Origin of the sequence: Pseudomonas sp. NPDC089530, from assembly GCF_050280705.1 — a bacterium.
GTDB lineage: Bacteria > Pseudomonadota > Gammaproteobacteria > Pseudomonadales > Pseudomonadaceae > Aquipseudomonas.
In genome coordinates, this window is sequence record NZ_JBNNVU010000113.1 from 1 (window position 1) to 16,007 (window position 16,007).

Annotated in this window: 16 protein-coding genes; 7 read left to right on the forward strand and 9 right to left on the reverse strand. The window is 64.6% G+C overall.

The window, feature by feature from the left end:
- The 6 genes from ACQKQA_RS26910 to tkt form a co-directional block, all read right to left on the reverse strand.
- Positions 1–349: class II fructose-bisphosphate aldolase (locus ACQKQA_RS26910; protein ID WP_427564162.1), on the reverse strand; the 349-nt coding region annotated here is incomplete at its 3' end.
- A gap of 250 nt (positions 350–599) precedes the next feature.
- A complete protein-coding gene (locus tag ACQKQA_RS26915; protein ID WP_427564164.1) occupies positions 600–929 on the reverse strand; it encodes an MliC family protein in 330 nt (109 codons plus the stop codon).
- Positions 930–989: 60 nt separating this feature from the next.
- On the reverse strand, positions 990–1,208 hold the full coding sequence (locus tag ACQKQA_RS26920) for a hypothetical protein (protein WP_427564166.1): 219 nt from the start codon (positions 1,206–1,208) through the stop codon (positions 990–992).
- Between the two features lie 31 nt (positions 1,209–1,239).
- On the reverse strand, positions 1,240–2,403 hold the full coding sequence (locus ACQKQA_RS26925) for a phosphoglycerate kinase (protein WP_427564168.1): 1,164 nt from the start codon (positions 2,401–2,403) through the stop codon (positions 1,240–1,242).
- 53 nt (positions 2,404–2,456) lie between these two features.
- A complete protein-coding gene (gene epd, locus ACQKQA_RS26930; RefSeq protein ID WP_427564170.1) occupies positions 2,457–3,500 on the reverse strand; it encodes an erythrose-4-phosphate dehydrogenase in 1,044 nt (347 codons plus the stop codon).
- A 147-nt stretch (positions 3,501–3,647) separates the two neighbouring features.
- Positions 3,648–5,645: a transketolase gene (gene tkt, locus ACQKQA_RS26935; RefSeq protein ID WP_427564172.1), complete on the reverse strand. Its 1,998-nt coding sequence runs from the start codon at positions 5,643–5,645 to the stop codon at positions 3,648–3,650.
- A 274-nt stretch (positions 5,646–5,919) separates the two neighbouring features.
- On the opposite strand from tkt, the gene ACQKQA_RS26940 reads away from it, so the two are divergent.
- From ACQKQA_RS26940 to ACQKQA_RS26955, 4 genes are all read left to right on the forward strand, one after another.
- Positions 5,920–6,915: an ArsR/SmtB family transcription factor gene (locus tag ACQKQA_RS26940; RefSeq protein WP_427564174.1), complete on the forward strand. Its 996-nt coding sequence runs from the start codon at positions 5,920–5,922 to the stop codon at positions 6,913–6,915.
- A gap of 19 nt (positions 6,916–6,934) precedes the next feature.
- The gene (metK, locus tag ACQKQA_RS26945; protein ID WP_427564176.1) at positions 6,935–8,125 is read left to right on the forward strand and encodes a methionine adenosyltransferase; all 1,191 of its coding nucleotides are present in this window, start codon (positions 6,935–6,937) and stop codon (positions 8,123–8,125) included.
- A gap of 208 nt (positions 8,126–8,333) precedes the next feature.
- Positions 8,334–10,019, forward strand: a complete 1,686-nt coding sequence (ligB, locus tag ACQKQA_RS26950; protein ID WP_427564178.1) for an NAD-dependent DNA ligase LigB — start codon at positions 8,334–8,336, stop codon at positions 10,017–10,019.
- Positions 10,020–10,117: 98 nt separating this feature from the next.
- On the forward strand, positions 10,118–10,513 hold the full coding sequence (locus ACQKQA_RS26955; protein ID WP_427564180.1) for a DUF1090 domain-containing protein: 396 nt from the start codon (positions 10,118–10,120) through the stop codon (positions 10,511–10,513).
- Between the two features lie 45 nt (positions 10,514–10,558).
- Here ACQKQA_RS26955 and ACQKQA_RS26960 read toward each other — a convergent pair whose 3' ends face one another.
- Positions 10,559–11,008: a c-type cytochrome gene (locus ACQKQA_RS26960; RefSeq protein WP_427564181.1), complete on the reverse strand. Its 450-nt coding sequence runs from the start codon at positions 11,006–11,008 to the stop codon at positions 10,559–10,561.
- Between the two features lie 128 nt (positions 11,009–11,136).
- Between ACQKQA_RS26960 and mltA the strand changes: the two genes are divergently transcribed.
- Entirely contained in the window at positions 11,137–12,312 is a 1,176-nt protein-coding gene (gene mltA / locus ACQKQA_RS26965) for a murein transglycosylase A (RefSeq protein WP_427564183.1), read from the forward strand.
- A 167-nt stretch (positions 12,313–12,479) separates the two neighbouring features.
- On the opposite strand, the gene ACQKQA_RS26970 is transcribed toward mltA, so the two are convergent.
- Both ACQKQA_RS26970 and ACQKQA_RS26975 read right to left on the reverse strand, forming a co-directional pair.
- Positions 12,480–12,866, reverse strand: coding sequence for an MAPEG family protein (locus tag ACQKQA_RS26970; RefSeq protein ID WP_427564185.1), 387 nt, complete (start codon positions 12,864–12,866; stop codon positions 12,480–12,482).
- A 36-nt stretch (positions 12,867–12,902) separates the two neighbouring features.
- Positions 12,903–13,736, reverse strand: coding sequence for an EamA family transporter (locus tag ACQKQA_RS26975; RefSeq protein ID WP_427564187.1), 834 nt, complete (start codon positions 13,734–13,736; stop codon positions 12,903–12,905).
- Between the two features lie 207 nt (positions 13,737–13,943).
- On the opposite strand from ACQKQA_RS26975, the gene ACQKQA_RS26980 reads away from it, so the two are divergent.
- Positions 13,944–15,113: an MFS transporter gene (locus ACQKQA_RS26980; RefSeq protein ID WP_427564189.1), complete on the forward strand. Its 1,170-nt coding sequence runs from the start codon at positions 13,944–13,946 to the stop codon at positions 15,111–15,113.
- Between the two features lie 186 nt (positions 15,114–15,299).
- The coding region (locus ACQKQA_RS26985; RefSeq protein WP_427564191.1) for a cation:proton antiporter at positions 15,300–16,007 on the forward strand (708 nt) is incomplete at its 3' end.

Consider the following 16,007-nt stretch of genomic DNA (forward strand, 5'->3'; position numbering starts at 1 on the left):
CCGGCATAGACCACGATCGCCGTCTGCGCGTCGCTGCGGGCCTGCAGCAGATCCAGCAGTTTGCGCCGGGCCTGCTCCAGGCGGTTGGGCGGGACCCGTGATCCTGGTGCATGCACACCGGGATGTGCGGGAATTCTTCGATCGCCGCCAGGATCAAGTGACGCAGGAAAGGCGCACCGGCGTATTTGCGGGCACCGGCCGAAGCCTGGACGATCACCGGAGAGTCAGTCTTGTCAGCGGCTTCCATGATGGCGCGCATCTGTTCAAGGTTGTTGACGTTGAAGGCTGGAACGCCGTAGCCGAATTCGGCTGCGTGGTCCAGCATCTGGCGCATGCTGATGAGTGCCATTGTGTATCTCTCCCGGTCGAGGGTCGTTAATCGTGCAAGCCTGCCGGAGCGGCGGCTGCTATTCAAGTGACTGCAGATCGGGGGTCAGCCCGGCCTGCGGATTCGTTACTTCATCAATCTTTCGAACCTTGCATCCCTGTAGGAGCGAGGCTTGCCCGCGATAGCGATCGGCCTGGCGACATCCCTGCTGAATGTCAGGGCCTCATCGCGAGCAAGCTTCGCTCCTACAGGTTCAGCATCAGTTCCCGGCCTACGGCGCTTTACAGCCGCGGCCGATCAAATCGTTGGTGGCGACCCAGTAAACCAGGCCTTCGTCACCTTTTTCGTGAAACGCCAGCATGTCGTTGCTGTACAGCGAACCGGAACCGCTCGGTTCCAGCTTCAGGCGATAGACCTGGTCGGCTCCGCCCAACCGCACATCGACTTCCTTGCGGCTGCTGTCGGTATAACGCCAGACCACTTGCGCCTGGCTGTCGCATACCCAGGTCGTCCAGTTGTCCGTCGCGGACGACTTGAACAGGTCCAGGTTGGCGCAACCTGCCAGCAATCCCAGCGCCGCCACGGCAATAAAGCCTTTCATCGGTGTTCCTCGGCCGACGGCCCGGGGCCGCCAGCGCAACGCGTTATCGAATCAGACCCGTCAAGGGCAACCATGTTCCTTGGCCCGGGTTGGCGTCTCGTACTTGTCCAGACCATCGGGGCCCATACGCTTGTTGATCACCGGCGCGGTCTCGGCCTGCCAGTCGGCCTGGTAACAGCCTTTTTCCGGCTCGCCCGAGTCGGGTTCCGACTGGGCCGGCTGGCTGCTGCAGCCAGCCAGCAAGCCCGCGACGATCAACAGTGGCAACGTCTTGACCATATGAACACTCCTTTGCCTGGCCATTGGGGCCTTAGGCTTTGGCCCGGCTTTCCAGGACTTCGACCGCCGGCAGTACCTTGCCCTCGACGAACTCGAGGAAAGCGCCACCGCCGGTAGAAATGTAGGAGATCTGCTCGGCTACGCCATATTTATCGATGGCCGCCAGGGTGTCACCACCGCCAGCGATGGAGAACGCCGCACTTTCGGCGATGGCCTGGGCCAGCACCTTGGTGCCGTTGCCGAACTGGTCGAACTCGAACACACCGACCGGACCGTTCCACAGGATGGTCTTGGACGACTTCAGCAGTTGGGCGAAGTTGGCTGCGGTCTGCGGGCCGATGTCGAGGATCATGTCGTCGGCGGCCACGTCGGCGATCAGCTTGACGGTGGCGGCAGCGCTCTCGGCGAACTCCTTGGCCACGACCACGTCCACCGGCAGTGGCACGCTGACCTTGGCGGCGATGGCACGGGCGGTATCCAGCAGGTCCGGCTCGTACAGCGACTTGCCGACCGGGTGACCGGCAGCGGCGAGGAAGGTGTTGGCGATGCCGCCTCCCACGATCAGCTGGTCGCAGATCTGGCTCAGGCTGTTGAGCACGTCGAGCTTGGTCGACACCTTGGAGCCGGCGACGATGGCCGCCATCGGCTTGGCCGGGTTGCCCAGGGCCTTGCCCAGCGCGTCCAGTTCAGCAGCCAGCAGCGGGCCGGCCGCCGCGACCTTGGCGAACTTGGCCACGCCGTGGGTCGAACCCTCGGCACGGTGCGCGGTACCGAAGGCGTCCATCACGAACACGTCGCACAGGGCCGCGTATTGCTGGGCCAGTTCGTCGGCGTTCTTTTTCTCGCCCTTGTTGAAGCGCACGTTCTCGAACAGCACGATGTCGCCGGCCTTGACCTCGACACCGCCCAGGTAGTCGGCCACCAGCGGTACTTCGCGACCCAGGGCGCGGCTCAGGTAGTCGGCCACCGGCTTGAGGCTGTTTTCGGCGGAGAACTCGCCTTCGGTCGGACGACCGAGGTGCGAGCAGACCATCACGGCCGCGCCTTTTTCCAGGGCCAGCTTGATGGTCGGCAGCGAAGCCAGGATCCGCGCGTCGCTGGTGACAACACCGTCCTTGACTGGGACGTTGAGGTCTTCGCGGATCAGTACGCGCTTACCTTGCAGATCGAGGTCGGACATCTTCAACACGGTCATGGGTCGCAATTCCTGGGTGACTGATTTCTGGGAACAGAAAGTTTAGAGACAGGTTATGGAGCCGCTGTTCGCAGGTAGTGCCCTGCAACATCCAGCATCCGGTTGGCAAAACCCCATTCGTTGTCGAACCAGGCCAGGATGTTCACCAGCCGCGGGCCGGAAACACGGGTCTGACTGGCATCGACGATCGCCGAATGCGGGTCGTGGTTGAAATCGCAGCTGGCGTGCGGCAACTCGGTGTAGGCCAAAAGGCCCTTGAGCGGACCGCTGGTGGCGGCCTCGCGCAGGATCCGGTTGACCTCGCCGGTGTCGGTATCGCTCACGGTCTGCATCGTGATGTCGAGGCAGGACACGTTGACGGTCGGCACGCGCACAGCTTTGGCCTGGATTCGCCCGGCAAGTTCCGGCAACAGCCGTTCGATGCCACGCGCCAGACCAGTGGACACCGGGATCACCGACTGGAACGCCGAACGGGTGCGGCGCAGGTCTTCATGGTGATAGGCGTCGATCACCGGCTGATCGTTCATCGCCGAGTGGATGGTGGTGATCGACACATATTCCAGACCAATGGCCTGGTCCAGCAGACGCAACAGCGGCACGCCGCAGTTGGTGGTGCAGGAAGCGTTGGACACCAGCAGCTCGGCGCCGGTCAGGCAGTCCTGGTTGACCCCGTAGACGATGGTGGCGTCGACATCCGCCTCGCTGGCCATCGGCTGGGAAAACAGCACCCGCGGCGCACCGGCGTCGAGGAAACGCTGGCCATCTTCGCGGGTGTGGTAGGCACCGGAACATTCGAGCACCAGATCGACGCCCAGGGACGCCCAATCGATGCCTTCGGGGGTGGCACTGCGCAGGACCTTCACGCAGTTGCCATTGATATGCAGACAATCGCCGTCGACCTTCACCTCGCCGGGAAACCGGCCGTGGGTGGAGTCGAAGCGTGTCAGGTATTCGATGCTGGCCATGTCGGCCAGATCGTTGATCGCGACTATCTCGAACCCGGCCGCCGCCCCCCGCTCGAACAGGGCACGCAAGACGCAACGACCGATCCGGCCGTAGCCGTTGAGTGCAACTTTATAGCGACGCGGTTGAGGCATGGGGTTCTCGATTACCGGGGTGAATCCATCAGGGCCGCGTTGCCTGTTCCATTGTCATCGCGGGCAAGCCTCGCGCCTACAGGATCTCGGTGATCTGTAGAAGCGAGGCTTGCCCGCGAAGAACAGCAGGCAACGCAACCGGCGGACTTAGTCTTCCAGCAGCTCTTCAGCCTGACCCAGGATGTTGTCCAGGGTGAAACCGAACTCTTCGAACAAGGCCGGCGCCGGGGCCGACTCGCCGTAGGTGGTCATGCCGATGACGCGACCTTCCAGGCCGACGTACTTGTACCAGTAGTCCGCGTGGGCGGCCTCGATGGCGATACGGGCGCTGACCTGCAGCGGCAGGACCGACTGCTTGTAGCCGGCGTCCTGGGCATCGAACACGCTGGTGCATGGCATGGACACCACGCGCACCTTGCGGCCCTGCTCGGTCAGTTTGTCGAAGGCCTGTACCGCCAGGCCGACTTCGGAACCGGTGGCGATCAGGATCAGCTCAGGCTCGCCCGCGCAGTCCTTGAGCACATAGCCGCCGCGGTTGATCTGGGCGATCTGCACCGCGTCGCGGGTCTGATGCTGCAGGTTCTGACGGGAGAAGATCAGCGCCGAAGGACCGTCCTTGCGCTCGATCGCGTTTTTCCAGGCCACCGCCGATTCCACGGCATCGGCTGGGCGCCAGGTGTCGAGGTTCGGGGTGGAACGCAGGCTGGCGATCTGCTCGATCGGCTGGTGCGTCGGGCCGTCTTCGCCCAGACCGATGGAGTCGTGGGTGTAGACGTGGATCACACGCTGCTTCATCAGGGCCGACATGCGTACTGCGTTGCGGGCGTATTCCATGAACATCAGGAAGGTCGCGCCGTAAGGCACCAGGCCACCGTGCAGAGCCACGCCGTTCATGATGGCGGTCATGCCGAACTCGCGCACGCCGTAGTACATGTAGTTGCCGCTGGCGTCTTCGGCGCTGACGCCCTTGCAGCCTTTCCACAGAGTCAGGTTGGAACCGGCCAGATCGGCCGAACCGCCGAGGAATTCCGGCAGCAGCGGGCCGAACGCGTTCAGGGCGTTCTGGCTGGCTTTACGGCTGGCGATGGTTTCGCCCTTGGCCGCGACTTCGGCGATGTAGGCATCGGCCTTTTCGGAGAAGTCGGCCGGCAGGTCACCGCTCAGGCGACGCACCAGTTCGTTGGCCAGCTCGGGGAACGCGGCGGAGTAGGCGGAGAAACGCTGGTCCCACTCGGCTTCGACGGCGCGACCGGTTTCCTTGGCATCCCACTCGGCGTAGATGTCGGCCGGGATTTCGAACGGACCGTGGTTCCACTTCAGGGCGGCGCGGGTCAGGGCGATTTCCTCGGCACCCAGTGGCGCGCCGTGGCAGTCTTCCTTGCCCTGCTTGTTCGGCGAACCGAAGCCGATGGTGGTCTTGCAGCAGATCAGGGTCGGCTGCTCGCTCTTGCGCGCGGTGTCGATCGCGGTCTTGATCTCTTCCGGGTCATGACCGTCGACATTGCGGATCACCTGCCAGTTGTAGGCTTCGAAACGCTTTGGCGTGTCGTCGGTGAACCAGCCTTCGACTTCGCCGTCGATGGAGATGCCGTTGTCATCGTAGAAGGCGATCAGCTTGCCCAGGCCCAGGGTGCCGGCCAGGGAAGCGACTTCGTGGGAAATGCCTTCCATCATGCAGCCATCGCCCAGGAACACGTAGGTGTGGTGGTCGACGACGTTATGGCCGGGACGGTTGAACTGCGCCGCCAGGACTTTTTCCGCCAGGGCGAAGCCCACGGCGTTGGCCAGGCCCTGCCCCAGCGGGCCAGTGGTGGTTTCGACGCCCGGGGTGTAGCCGAATTCCGGGTGGCCCGGGGTGCGGCTGTGCAACTGGCGGAAGCTTTTCAAGTCGTCGATGGTGACGTCGTAGCCGGTCAGGTGCAGCAGCGAGTAGATCAGCATCGAGCCGTGGCCGTTGGACAGCACGAAGCGGTCGCGGTCGGCGAAGGCTGGGTTGCTCGGGTTGTGCTTGAGGTAGTCGCGCCACAGCACTTCGGCGATATCCGCCATACCCATGGGGGCACCGGGATGGCCGCTGTTGGCTTTTTGCACGGCATCCATGCTGAGGGCACGAATGGCGTTGGCACGCTCACGACGGCTTGGCATCGCTGATCTCCTGAGGGTTATCTAAATCGAGTTGATTAAAACGAATCGGAAAAAAGGCGTGCATTTTCCCTCAGCCGGTAGGCCGGGGGCAATGACAGATAGTCACTCTGGCGCGTTTTTCCGGCGGACACAGGCGCAATCGCCTGATGAAACCATTCCGCAGTTCGTCTGTAGAGCAGAACAACCGCCGTTAAGCGCCATCCATCGACCAATATCAAAACTTTTTGATATTGACCTTGCGAGCGCCGAGGCGCGTCACTAGACTGCTGGCCCTATGAATCTACGCGCGCCCTCCATCAGCCATGATCACTGCGACGAACTGGCAGCCCTGTGCAAGGCCGGCGGCGATCCGCTGCGGCTGAACGTATTGCGCGCGCTGGCCAACGACTCGTTCGGCGTACTGGAGCTGGCGCAGATCTTCGCCATCGGCCAGTCCGGCATGAGCCACCACCTTAAGGTCCTGGCCCAGGCCGGCCTGGTGGCTACCCGCCGCGAAGGCAACGCGATTTTCTACCGCCGAGCCCTGCCCCACACCGAACTGCTGGGCGGCAAGCTGCACGCCGCCCTGCTGGATGAAGTGGACAACCTGGCGTTGCCTGGCGAAGTACAGGCGCGCATCGGCCTGGTGCACCGCCAGCGGGCGGCCGCCAGCCAGGACTTTTTCGCCCGGGTCGCGGACAAGTTTCGCGCCCAGCAGGACCTGATCGCAGGACTGCCCCAGTACCGCGACAGCGTGCTGACCCTGCTCGACAAGCTGAACTTCACGGACACCGCCACGGCGATCGAAGTCGGCCCCGGGGATGGCAGTTTCCTGCCGGAACTGGCCCGACGCTTCGCCCGGGTGACTGCGCTGGACAACAGCCCGGCCATGCTCGAACTGGCACGCCAGGTCTGTGAACGCGAAGCGCTGGCTAACGTCAGCCTGCAACTGGCCGATGCATTGAATGGCGTGAGCCTGATGGCCGATTGCGTGGTGCTGAACATGGTCCTGCACCATTTCGCCGCGCCGGCCGATGCGCTCAAGCCCATGGCCGGTTTGCTGCAACCAGGCGGCAGCCTGTTAGTGACAGAGTTGTGCAGCCACAACCAGAGTTGGGCCAGGGAGGCCTGCGGTGATCTCTGGCTGGGGTTCGACCAGGACGACCTGGCCCGCTGGGCCACCGCTGCGGGATTGGTTCCCGGGGAAAGTCTGTATGTAGGTTTACGTAATGGTTTCCAGATCCAGGTCCGCCACTTTCAGCGACCGGCTGGCGACACTCACCATCGGTAAATTTTAGGAAACCGTCGAGATGAGCGAATACTCCCTTTTCACCTCCGAGTCCGTGTCCGAAGGGCATCCGGACAAAATCGCCGACCAGATTTCCGATGCGGTGCTGGACGCCATCATTGCCCAGGACAAGCACGCTCGCGTAGCGGTGGAAACCCTGGTCAAGACCGGCGTGGCCATCGTCGCCGGCGAAGTCACCACTTCGGCCTGGGTCGACCTGGAGCAGATCGTTCGTGACGTGATCTGCGACATCGGCTACACCAGCTCCGACGTCGGCTTCGACGGCGCGACCTGCGGCGTGATGAACATCATTGGCAAGCAGTCTCCCGACATCAATCAGGGCGTCGACCGCGCCAAGCCTGAAGACCAGGGCGCCGGCGACCAGGGCCTGATGTTCGGCTACGCCAGCAACGAAACCGACGTGCTGATGCCAGCCCCGATCACCTTCTCGCACCAGCTGGTGCAGCGTCAGGCCGAAGCCCGCAAGTCCGGCCTGCTGCCGTGGCTGCGCCCGGACGCCAAGTCCCAGGTCACCTGCCGTTACGAAGGCGGCAAGGTGGTGGGTATCGACGCTGTTGTCCTGTCGACCCAGCACAACCCTGACGTGTCGTACAAGGACCTGCGCGAAGGCGTGATGGAACTGATCGTCAAGCACGTGCTGCCGGCCGAACTGCTGTCCAAGGACACCCAGTTCCACATCAACCCGACCGGCCAGTTCATCATCGGCGGCCCGGTGGGCGACTGCGGCCTGACCGGTCGCAAGATCATCGTCGATAGCTACGGCGGCATGGCCCGTCACGGCGGCGGCGCGTTCTCCGGCAAGGACCCATCGAAGGTCGACCGTTCGGCCGCCTACGCCGGTCGTTACGTGGCCAAGAACATCGTTGCCGCCGGCCTGGCCGAGCGTTGCGAGATCCAGGTGTCCTACGCCATCGGCGTGGCACAACCGACTTCGATCTCGCTGAACACCTTCGGCACCGGCAAGATCAGCGACGACAAGATCATCAAGCTGGTCCGCGAAGTGTTCGACCTGCGTCCTTACGCGATCACCACCATGCTCGACCTGCTGCACCCGATGTACCGCGAGACCGCGGCGTACGGCCACTTCGGCCGCACCCCGCAAACCAAGACCGTGGGTGACGATACGTTCAGCACCTTCACGTGGGAAAAGACCGACCGCGCCGAAGCCCTGCGCGCTGCTGCCGCCCTGTAATCGGGGCAACGCAAAAAGCCCCGCAAGGTTCGCCTTGCGGGGCTTTTTTGTGGCCGAAGGTTTCATGACTGGCCGCGCCAACCCGCGTCTTTCCGTGGCCGGACGCCCAAACCCTCCCCTCGCAATACCCGGCAACCCATCCGCCCTTTCGCCCTCCCACCCGCCGCTCTAGCCTGCAACCTGACTCTCCCGAGCAAGGATGCTCCCCATGCCCTACAGATCGCTTCTGCTGGCCGGCCTTTGCCTGGCCGCCCTCTCCCTGCCGAGCCTCGCCAGGGATTGCCCGGACTGGACACCCGCCCAGGCACAGACCGAAACACTAGCCCTGCAGCAACAGATCGACCGCTGGGACGACAGCTACCACCGCGCAGGCCAGTCACCGGTGGCCGACGAGCTGTACGACCAGTCCCGGGCCCGGCTCGAGCAATGGCAACGCTGCTTTCCCGGCGCCACCGCGGAACGCGCCAACCCGCTGCGCAGCGCCCGCGGCACAGTGCCCCACCCCATTGCCCATACCGGCATGGACAAACTGGCGGATGAAAACGCCGTGCGACGGTGGCTCGCCAGGCGCGAGGAGGTCTGGGTGCAACCCAAGGTCGACGGCGTGGCCGTGACCCTGATCTATCGCCAGGGACAGTTCCAGCAAGCCATCAGCCGCGGCGATGGCCTTCAGGGCCAGGATTGGACCACTCCCGCCCAGTTGATCGAGGCCATCCCCAAACGCCTGCCCGAACCTCGGGACCTGCTGCTCCAGGGCGAGCTTTTTTGGCGCCAGGACCGACACATCCAGGCCAGGGCCGGCAGCCTGAATGCCCGCGGCCAGGTCGCCGGCCTGCTGGCCCGCAACGCACTGGATGCACGGCAGGCCAGCCAGATCGGGCTGTTCGTCTGGGACTGGCCGCAGGGCCCGAGCACCTTGCCGGAGCGACTGGCCGGCCTCAAGGCCCTGGGGTTTCCCCTGAGCAGCGAATACAGCCAGCGCATCGACACTTTCGCCGAGGCCCGCCGCTGGCGAGAGCACTGGTATCGCACGGCCCTGCCCTTCGCCAGCGACGGCATCGTCCTGCGCCAGAGCAGGCGCCCGGAGGCGCAACGCTGGCAAGCCAGCGCGCCCTACTGGATCGCCGCCTGGAAGTACCCGTTCGCCCAGGCCCTGGCCCTGGTGCGCAAGGTCGACTTCAAGATCGGCCGTACTGGCCGGATCACCCCGGTGCTCGAGCTTGAGCCGGTGCGCCTGGACGACCGGCAGGTCGCACGGGTCAGCCTGGGTTCGCTGGCGCGCTGGCAAGCCCTGGATATCCGCCCCGGCGACCAGGTGTCCCTGAGCCTGGCCGGCCTGACCATACCGCGCCTGGATGAGGTGGTACTGCGCGCGACCCGGCGCCTGCCGGTACAGGCCCCGGACGCCGCGGCCTTCCATGCGCTCAGTTGCTGGCAACCCCTGCCCGGCTGCCGGAGCCAGTTCCTCGCCCGCCTGACCTGGCTCAGCGGCAAGTCCGGGCTGGACCTGCCCCATGTGGGCCCCGGCACCTGGAATAAACTTTTGGACGCACAACTTATCAATGGACTGGTCGATTGGTTGACCCTCGACCCTGCGGAGCTTGCTAACATTGCCGGCCTTGGCGAACGCAGCGTCGCGCGCCTGCTGGACAGCCTGCGCAGTGCCCGCCAACGGCCGTTTCAGCGTTGGCTCAAGGCCCTCGGGCTGCCACCGACCGGCAACGCCAGGCTCGAACAGGATTGGGCCGCATTGGCGGCCAGGACCACCGAACAATGGCAGGACGAAAGCGCTATCGGCCCGGAACGCGCCGCTCAGTTGAGCGCCTTTTTCCGCGATCCGCAGGTCCTGGCCTTGAGTGAAAAATTACGTGCCGCCGGGATCGAAGGCTTCTGAGCCCCTTGCATCCGACGGCGTTGAACCCAAGTGGCGCGAATGGCTCAAACAGCCCATTGCCCACACCCGATATACAGGCCTTTTCACCCGGAGCCTTTATGAAATTTCTTGCACCCTTCACCCTTTTCGCCGCGCTGAGCCTGAGCGCCGGCGCCCTGATGGCGGCCGAGCCGGCCCCGGAACTCACCGGCTGCGCCGCCAAGCGCCAGGCCATCAGCACCCAGATCGAACAGGCCAAGGCCCACGGCAACAGCGAGCAGCAGGCCGGCCTGGAAAAGGCCCTGAGCGAAACCACCGCCAACTGCACCGATGCCTCGCTGAAAAAGGAGCGGGAAAACAAGGTGCTGGAAGCCAAGCATGAAGTCAGCCGGCGTCAGGCCGACCTGGACAAGGCCATGAAAAAAGGCGACGCCGAGAAGATCATCAAGCGCAAGGACAAGCTCGCCGAATCCCGCAAGGAACTCCAGGAAGCCCTCGACGAGCTGGACAAGTAGACCCGACGGCAGAAGCACCTGCCGCAGGCCTCTCAGGCAATGGGATCAGTGATCGCGAAACTCTTTATGGCAGGCGCTGCAGGCATCTTCGACCTTCTGCACCGCCGGCCCCAGGTTGCTGGCCTTGTACGGCTGGACCTGGCTGGCAATCACCAGTTCGCCGGTGGCCGCCTCGAGGGTACGGGCCAGTTCCTGGAAACGCGCCTGCTTCTGCCAGACATCGTCGGTCGCGCTGGTCTGCCCTTGCTCCTTGACCTGGGGGAAGTGCTTCCAGGGTTCGTGGGACAGGTTGTCCAGCTTGATGGCGCCCTCGGTAAAACGCGGGCCGTCGAACGGGATACGCCCACGGAGCATGCCGCCCAGGTCTTCGCCGGTCTTGAGCATCTGCTTGAAGATCGCCTTGCGCTGGCCCAGCGGAGAGTTCGGATCGACACCGCCACAGGCGGACAACGTCAGGCAGGCCAGCAATACAACAGAGAGTCTTTTAAGAGTCATGGTGGCTTCGGGTCACGGGAAACGGCCGCCAGTATCCTCGCCTGCCCGGCAAAGACCAATAGCCCTATTAACAATATGGATTGCCCACAGGCGCCAGGCGCCCAGGCAAACCCCAAAGGAAATCCCCAATGAACACCCGCTTCAAACTGTGGCGCCGACACCTGGCCTGGGCCTTGCCGACCGCGATCCTGCTGGCCGGCTGCAATGGCGGCGACATCGGCAAGCCACCCCAGACCCACGCCATCGCCACCTATACCAGCGCCAGCTGGGAGGCCTTGCCCGCGGTGTCCGACAACGACCTGCTGGCCGGTTTCGGCTCCTGGCGCAGCGCCTGCACCCGGCTCAAGGCCGACCCGGTGTGGGGCCCGACCTGCGCAACAGCCGCCAATGTGCCGCTCACCGCCCTCGATGTCCGCAGCTTCCTCAAGCAACACCTGGACGTCTATGGCCTGCGCTCGGCCAGTGGCAGCAGCAATGGCCTGATCACCGGCTACTACGAACCGGTCTACCCCGGCAGCCTGACCCAGACCGCCAGCGCTTCAGTGCCGGTCTATGGCGTGCCGGAAGACATGATCGTAGTCGCCCTCGACAGCATTTACCCCGAGCTCAAGGGCAAGCGCCTGCGCGGCCGCCTCGAAGGCCGGGTGCTGAAACCCTACGACGATGCCGCGACCATCGAGAGCAAAGGGGTCAAGGCCCCGGTGATCGCCTGGCTGACCGACCCGATGAACCTGCAATTCCTGCAGATCCAGGGCTCGGGCCGCATCCAGCTGGAAGACGGGCGCCAGCTGCGCATCGGCTACGCCGACCAGAACGGTCATCCGTACCGCCCCATCGGCCGCTGGCTGGTGGACCAGGGTGAGCTGAAGAAAGAAGACGTGACCATGGGCACCATCGCCGCCTGGGCCAAGGCCAACCCGAACCGCATCCCGGAACTGCTGGGCAGCAACCCCAGCTACGTGTTCTTCAACCGCAACCCGGACAGCAACGAAGGCCCGCGCGGTTCGCTGAACGTACCGCTGACGTCCGGCTACAGCGTGGCGGTGGACCGCAAGGTGATCCCCCTGGGCAGCCTGCTGTGGCTTTCCACCACCCGCCCGGATGGCAGTAACCTGATCCGCCCGGTGGCGGCGCAGGACACCGGCGGAGCGATCGCCGGCGAAGTGCGCGCCGACCTGTTCTGGGGCACCGGCGATGCGGCCGGACAACTGGCGGGGGACATGAAGCAGCAGGGCCAGATCTGGATGCTGTGGCCCAAGGGCGCCACGCTGCCGAAAGTGCCTGAGGTTGCCGACAGCAAATGATCCCGTAGCCGCTGCTGGGGCTGCGCTCGGACGGGCGGCATTGCGATGCAGCGGCCGTAAGGGGCCAACGCGGTTAGCCAGACCCAACGCATTCTCAGGTTTTGCGCCTGCTGCGCAGGCGATCGCAGCCTCGCGGGCTCGGCAGCGGCTACAGGGTCGGGGCCAGGTCAGATCGAAACGAAAAACAGGCTGGCGATCAGCGCCATGCCAACGAACCAGACCAGCGAACGCAACGTCGCCCAGTCCGCCAGGTAGCAGATGATGTACAGCAGGCGGCTGGTGATGAACAGCACCGCGATGACATCGATGGTCACCAGTTCGGCGACGTTGGCGATATGGGCGATGATCACCCCGGCGGCAAAGGCCGGGGTCACTTCGAAACTGTTGAGCTGCGCCGAATTCGCCCGCTTGGCGAACCCCTGGAGGGTTTCGAGGTAGGCCCGCGGATCGTGGTTCTGCCGCATGCCAAAGTTGCCACCGCTGAACTTGGCGAGGCTGTTGCACAGGTAAGGCAGGAAGATGGCGATCAATACACACCAGAATGCGACGGTCATGGCAGAGTCCTTTTTAACGTCATGAGAGGGAGCGGGTCAGGCCTTCATCACCAGCATGCCGATCAGCACCAACCCACAGGCTAAGAGCCGGGGTCGGCCGAAAGGTTCTTTCAGGTAGCGCATGCCGAACAGCACCACCAGGACTACGCTGATTTCCCGCAGCGCCGCCGCCTCGGCGATCGACCCCAGCTGCATGGCCCACAGCACCAAAGCGTAGCTGAACAACACGCAGAACCCGACGCTCAGCCCCAGCCGCCATTGTTCGCGCCAGAACAGGCTGAAGGCCGCCCGCTTGCGCAGCAGCGCCAACAGCGGGAAGGGCCAGGCGCTGAGCAGCGTCACCCACACCAGGTAATCCAGCGGATGGGGCCAGCGACGCAATGCCTGGCCATCGATAAAGGTGTAGCAACCGATGCACAGGCCGATCAGCGCCACCACCGGCAGCATCGACCACGGCAGCCGGTCGCCGCCACCGCCCTGCCACAGCAGGCACAGCATGCCCAAGGGGATCAGCAGGATGCCGAGGATCTGCTGGAGGCTGAGCACCTCGCCCGCGAAGACCAGGGTCAGGGCCAGCACCACCAGAGGCGAAAGACCGCGCATCAGCGGATAGACCAGGCCCAGGTCGCCGACCCGATAGGCCTGGATCAACAGGTAGCGGTAGAGTAATTCGAACAGCGCCGAGGCCAGGATCCACGGCCAGAGTTCCAGCGGCGGCCACTCGACGAACCCCAGCGTCAGCGCCACGAACAACAGGGCGACGCTGTCCATGCAAGCCACCACCAGCAAGCGCTCGCCACTGAATTTGATCAGGGTATTCCACGCCGCATGCAGCAGCGCCGCCACCAGTACCAGAGTTGTCGCCAGCACCTCGCACTCCCTGTTTACTTGAAGAGAATCGATTCACCTGAGCACCGCGCCTGTCTATACTGACGCCGACCACGCCGCACTCAGTTGCGCATTATCTATTCCAATAATTTCTGCCACCGCCCACTCCGGCCCCGATCTGCTGGAGGAGCAACGGCGGCATGCGTATGCCTGGGCAACGCGTCAAGACTACCGACAGAGAACCCTCGCATGCCACTTGCCTTGCTCGCACTGGCTGTTGCCGCCTTCGGCATCGGCACCACTGAATTCGTCATCATGGGCCTGCTGCCCGATGTCGCCCGCGACCTGTCCGTCAGCATTCCCGACGCCGGCCTGCTGATCACCGGCTATGCCCTGGGCGTGGTGTTCGGCGCACCGATCCTCGCCGTCGGCACCGCCAACATGCCCCGCAAGGCCACGCTGCTGGGCATGACCCTGATGTTCATCCTCGGCAACGTGCTCTGCGCGCTGGCGCCGAACTACGCCACGCTGATGGCGGCGCGGGTGATTACCGCGCTGTGCCACGGCGCGTTCTTCGGCATCGGCTCGGTGGTGGCCGCCGGCCTGGTGGCGCCGAACAAGCGGGCCCAGGCCATCGCCATGATGTTCACCGGCCTGACCCTGGCCAACGTGCTCGGCGTGCCGCTGGGCACGGCGCTGGGGCAGTACGCCGGCTGGCGCTCGACCTTCTGGGCGGTGTCGCTGATCGGCGTGCTCGCCGCCCTTGCCCAATGGCTCTGGCTGCCCCGGCACATCGCCATGGACAAGGCCAACCTGGCCAGCGAATTCCGGGTGCTGGGCAAGGCCAACGTGCTGCTGGCCCTGGGCATGAGCGTGCTGGCTTCCACCAGCCTGTTCAGCGTCTTCACCTATATCGCGCCGATCCTGCAGGATGTCACCGGCGTCAGCCCCCACGGCGTGACCATCATGTTGCTGCTGTTCGGCGTCGGCCTGACCGGCGGCAGCATGCTCGGCGGACGCCTGGCCGACAGCCGCCTGCTGCCGTCGCTGGTGGCCATGGCGCTGGCCGTGGTACTGGTGCTGGCCGCGTTCAGCCAGACCAGCCGGGCACTGATCCCGGCGGCGATCACCCTGCTGTTGTGGGGCGTCTTCGCCTTCGCCCTGTGCCCGATCCTGCAACTGCTGATCATCGACCAGGCCCATGAGGCGCCCAACCTGGGTTCAACCCTGAACCAGAGCGCCTTCAACCTGGGCAACGCGGCCGGCGCCTGGATCGGCGGCCTGGTGGTCGCCAGCGGCGCCGACCTGGCCGACCTGCCCTGGACCGGCGCCCTGGTCGGCGGGCTGACGGTACTGACCGCGCTGTTTTTCATTTACCTGCAACGTCGCCAGTCCGCCGCGGTCAACGTAGCGGGCTGAACCTCGCCAAGACCGCCGAGCGCGCAGTCGATTGCGACCGCGCCTCGGGACCGGCTCCGGCCAACTCGCCGCCAGAGAAATCTGAACTTTCCTGGCCGGTGTGCCCCGGGCCGCCAGCGGCCCATCCAACCCTTGCCCGATGGTTTTCGGGCGTTCTTTTCACGCTTCTAATCCAAAGGACTCCGGATGCTTGAACTCGTTGCCGCCTTCATCTGCCTGACCACCCTGCTCACCTACGTCAACTTCCGCTTCATCGGCCTGCCGCCCACCATCGGCGTGATGGTCACCGCCCTGCTGTTTTCCCTGCTGCTGCAAGGTTTGAGCTTCCTCGGCTATCCCGGCCTGGAAGAGCACGTGCAACAGCTGATCGGCCAGATCGACTTTGGCGACCTGCTGATGAACTGGATGCTGTCGTTCCTGCTGTTCGCCGGCGCCTTGCACGTCAACCTCAACGACCTGCGCAGCTACCGCTGGCCCATCGGCCTGTTGGCCACGGTCGGCGTGCTGATCGCCACCTTCGTCATCGGCGGCCTGGCGTACTGGATCTTCGGCCTGTTCGGCTGGCACGTGAGCTTCCTCTATTGCCTGCTGTTCGGCGCCCTGATCTCGCCGACCGACCCGATCGCGGTGCTCGGCGTGCTGCGCACCGCCAACGCCTCCAAGCCGCTGAAGACCACCATCGTCGGCGAATCGCTGTTCAACGACGGCACCGCGGTGGTGGTGTTCACCGTGCTGCTGGGCATCGCCCAGCTCGGCGAAACCCCGACCCTCGGCGCCACTGCCCTGCTGTTTGCCCATGAGGCCATCGGCGGCGTGGTGTTCGGCGGGCTGATCGGTTACCTGGTGTACCTGATGATCAAGAGCATCGAGCCCGGGCGCTGGCCATGGAGCCGG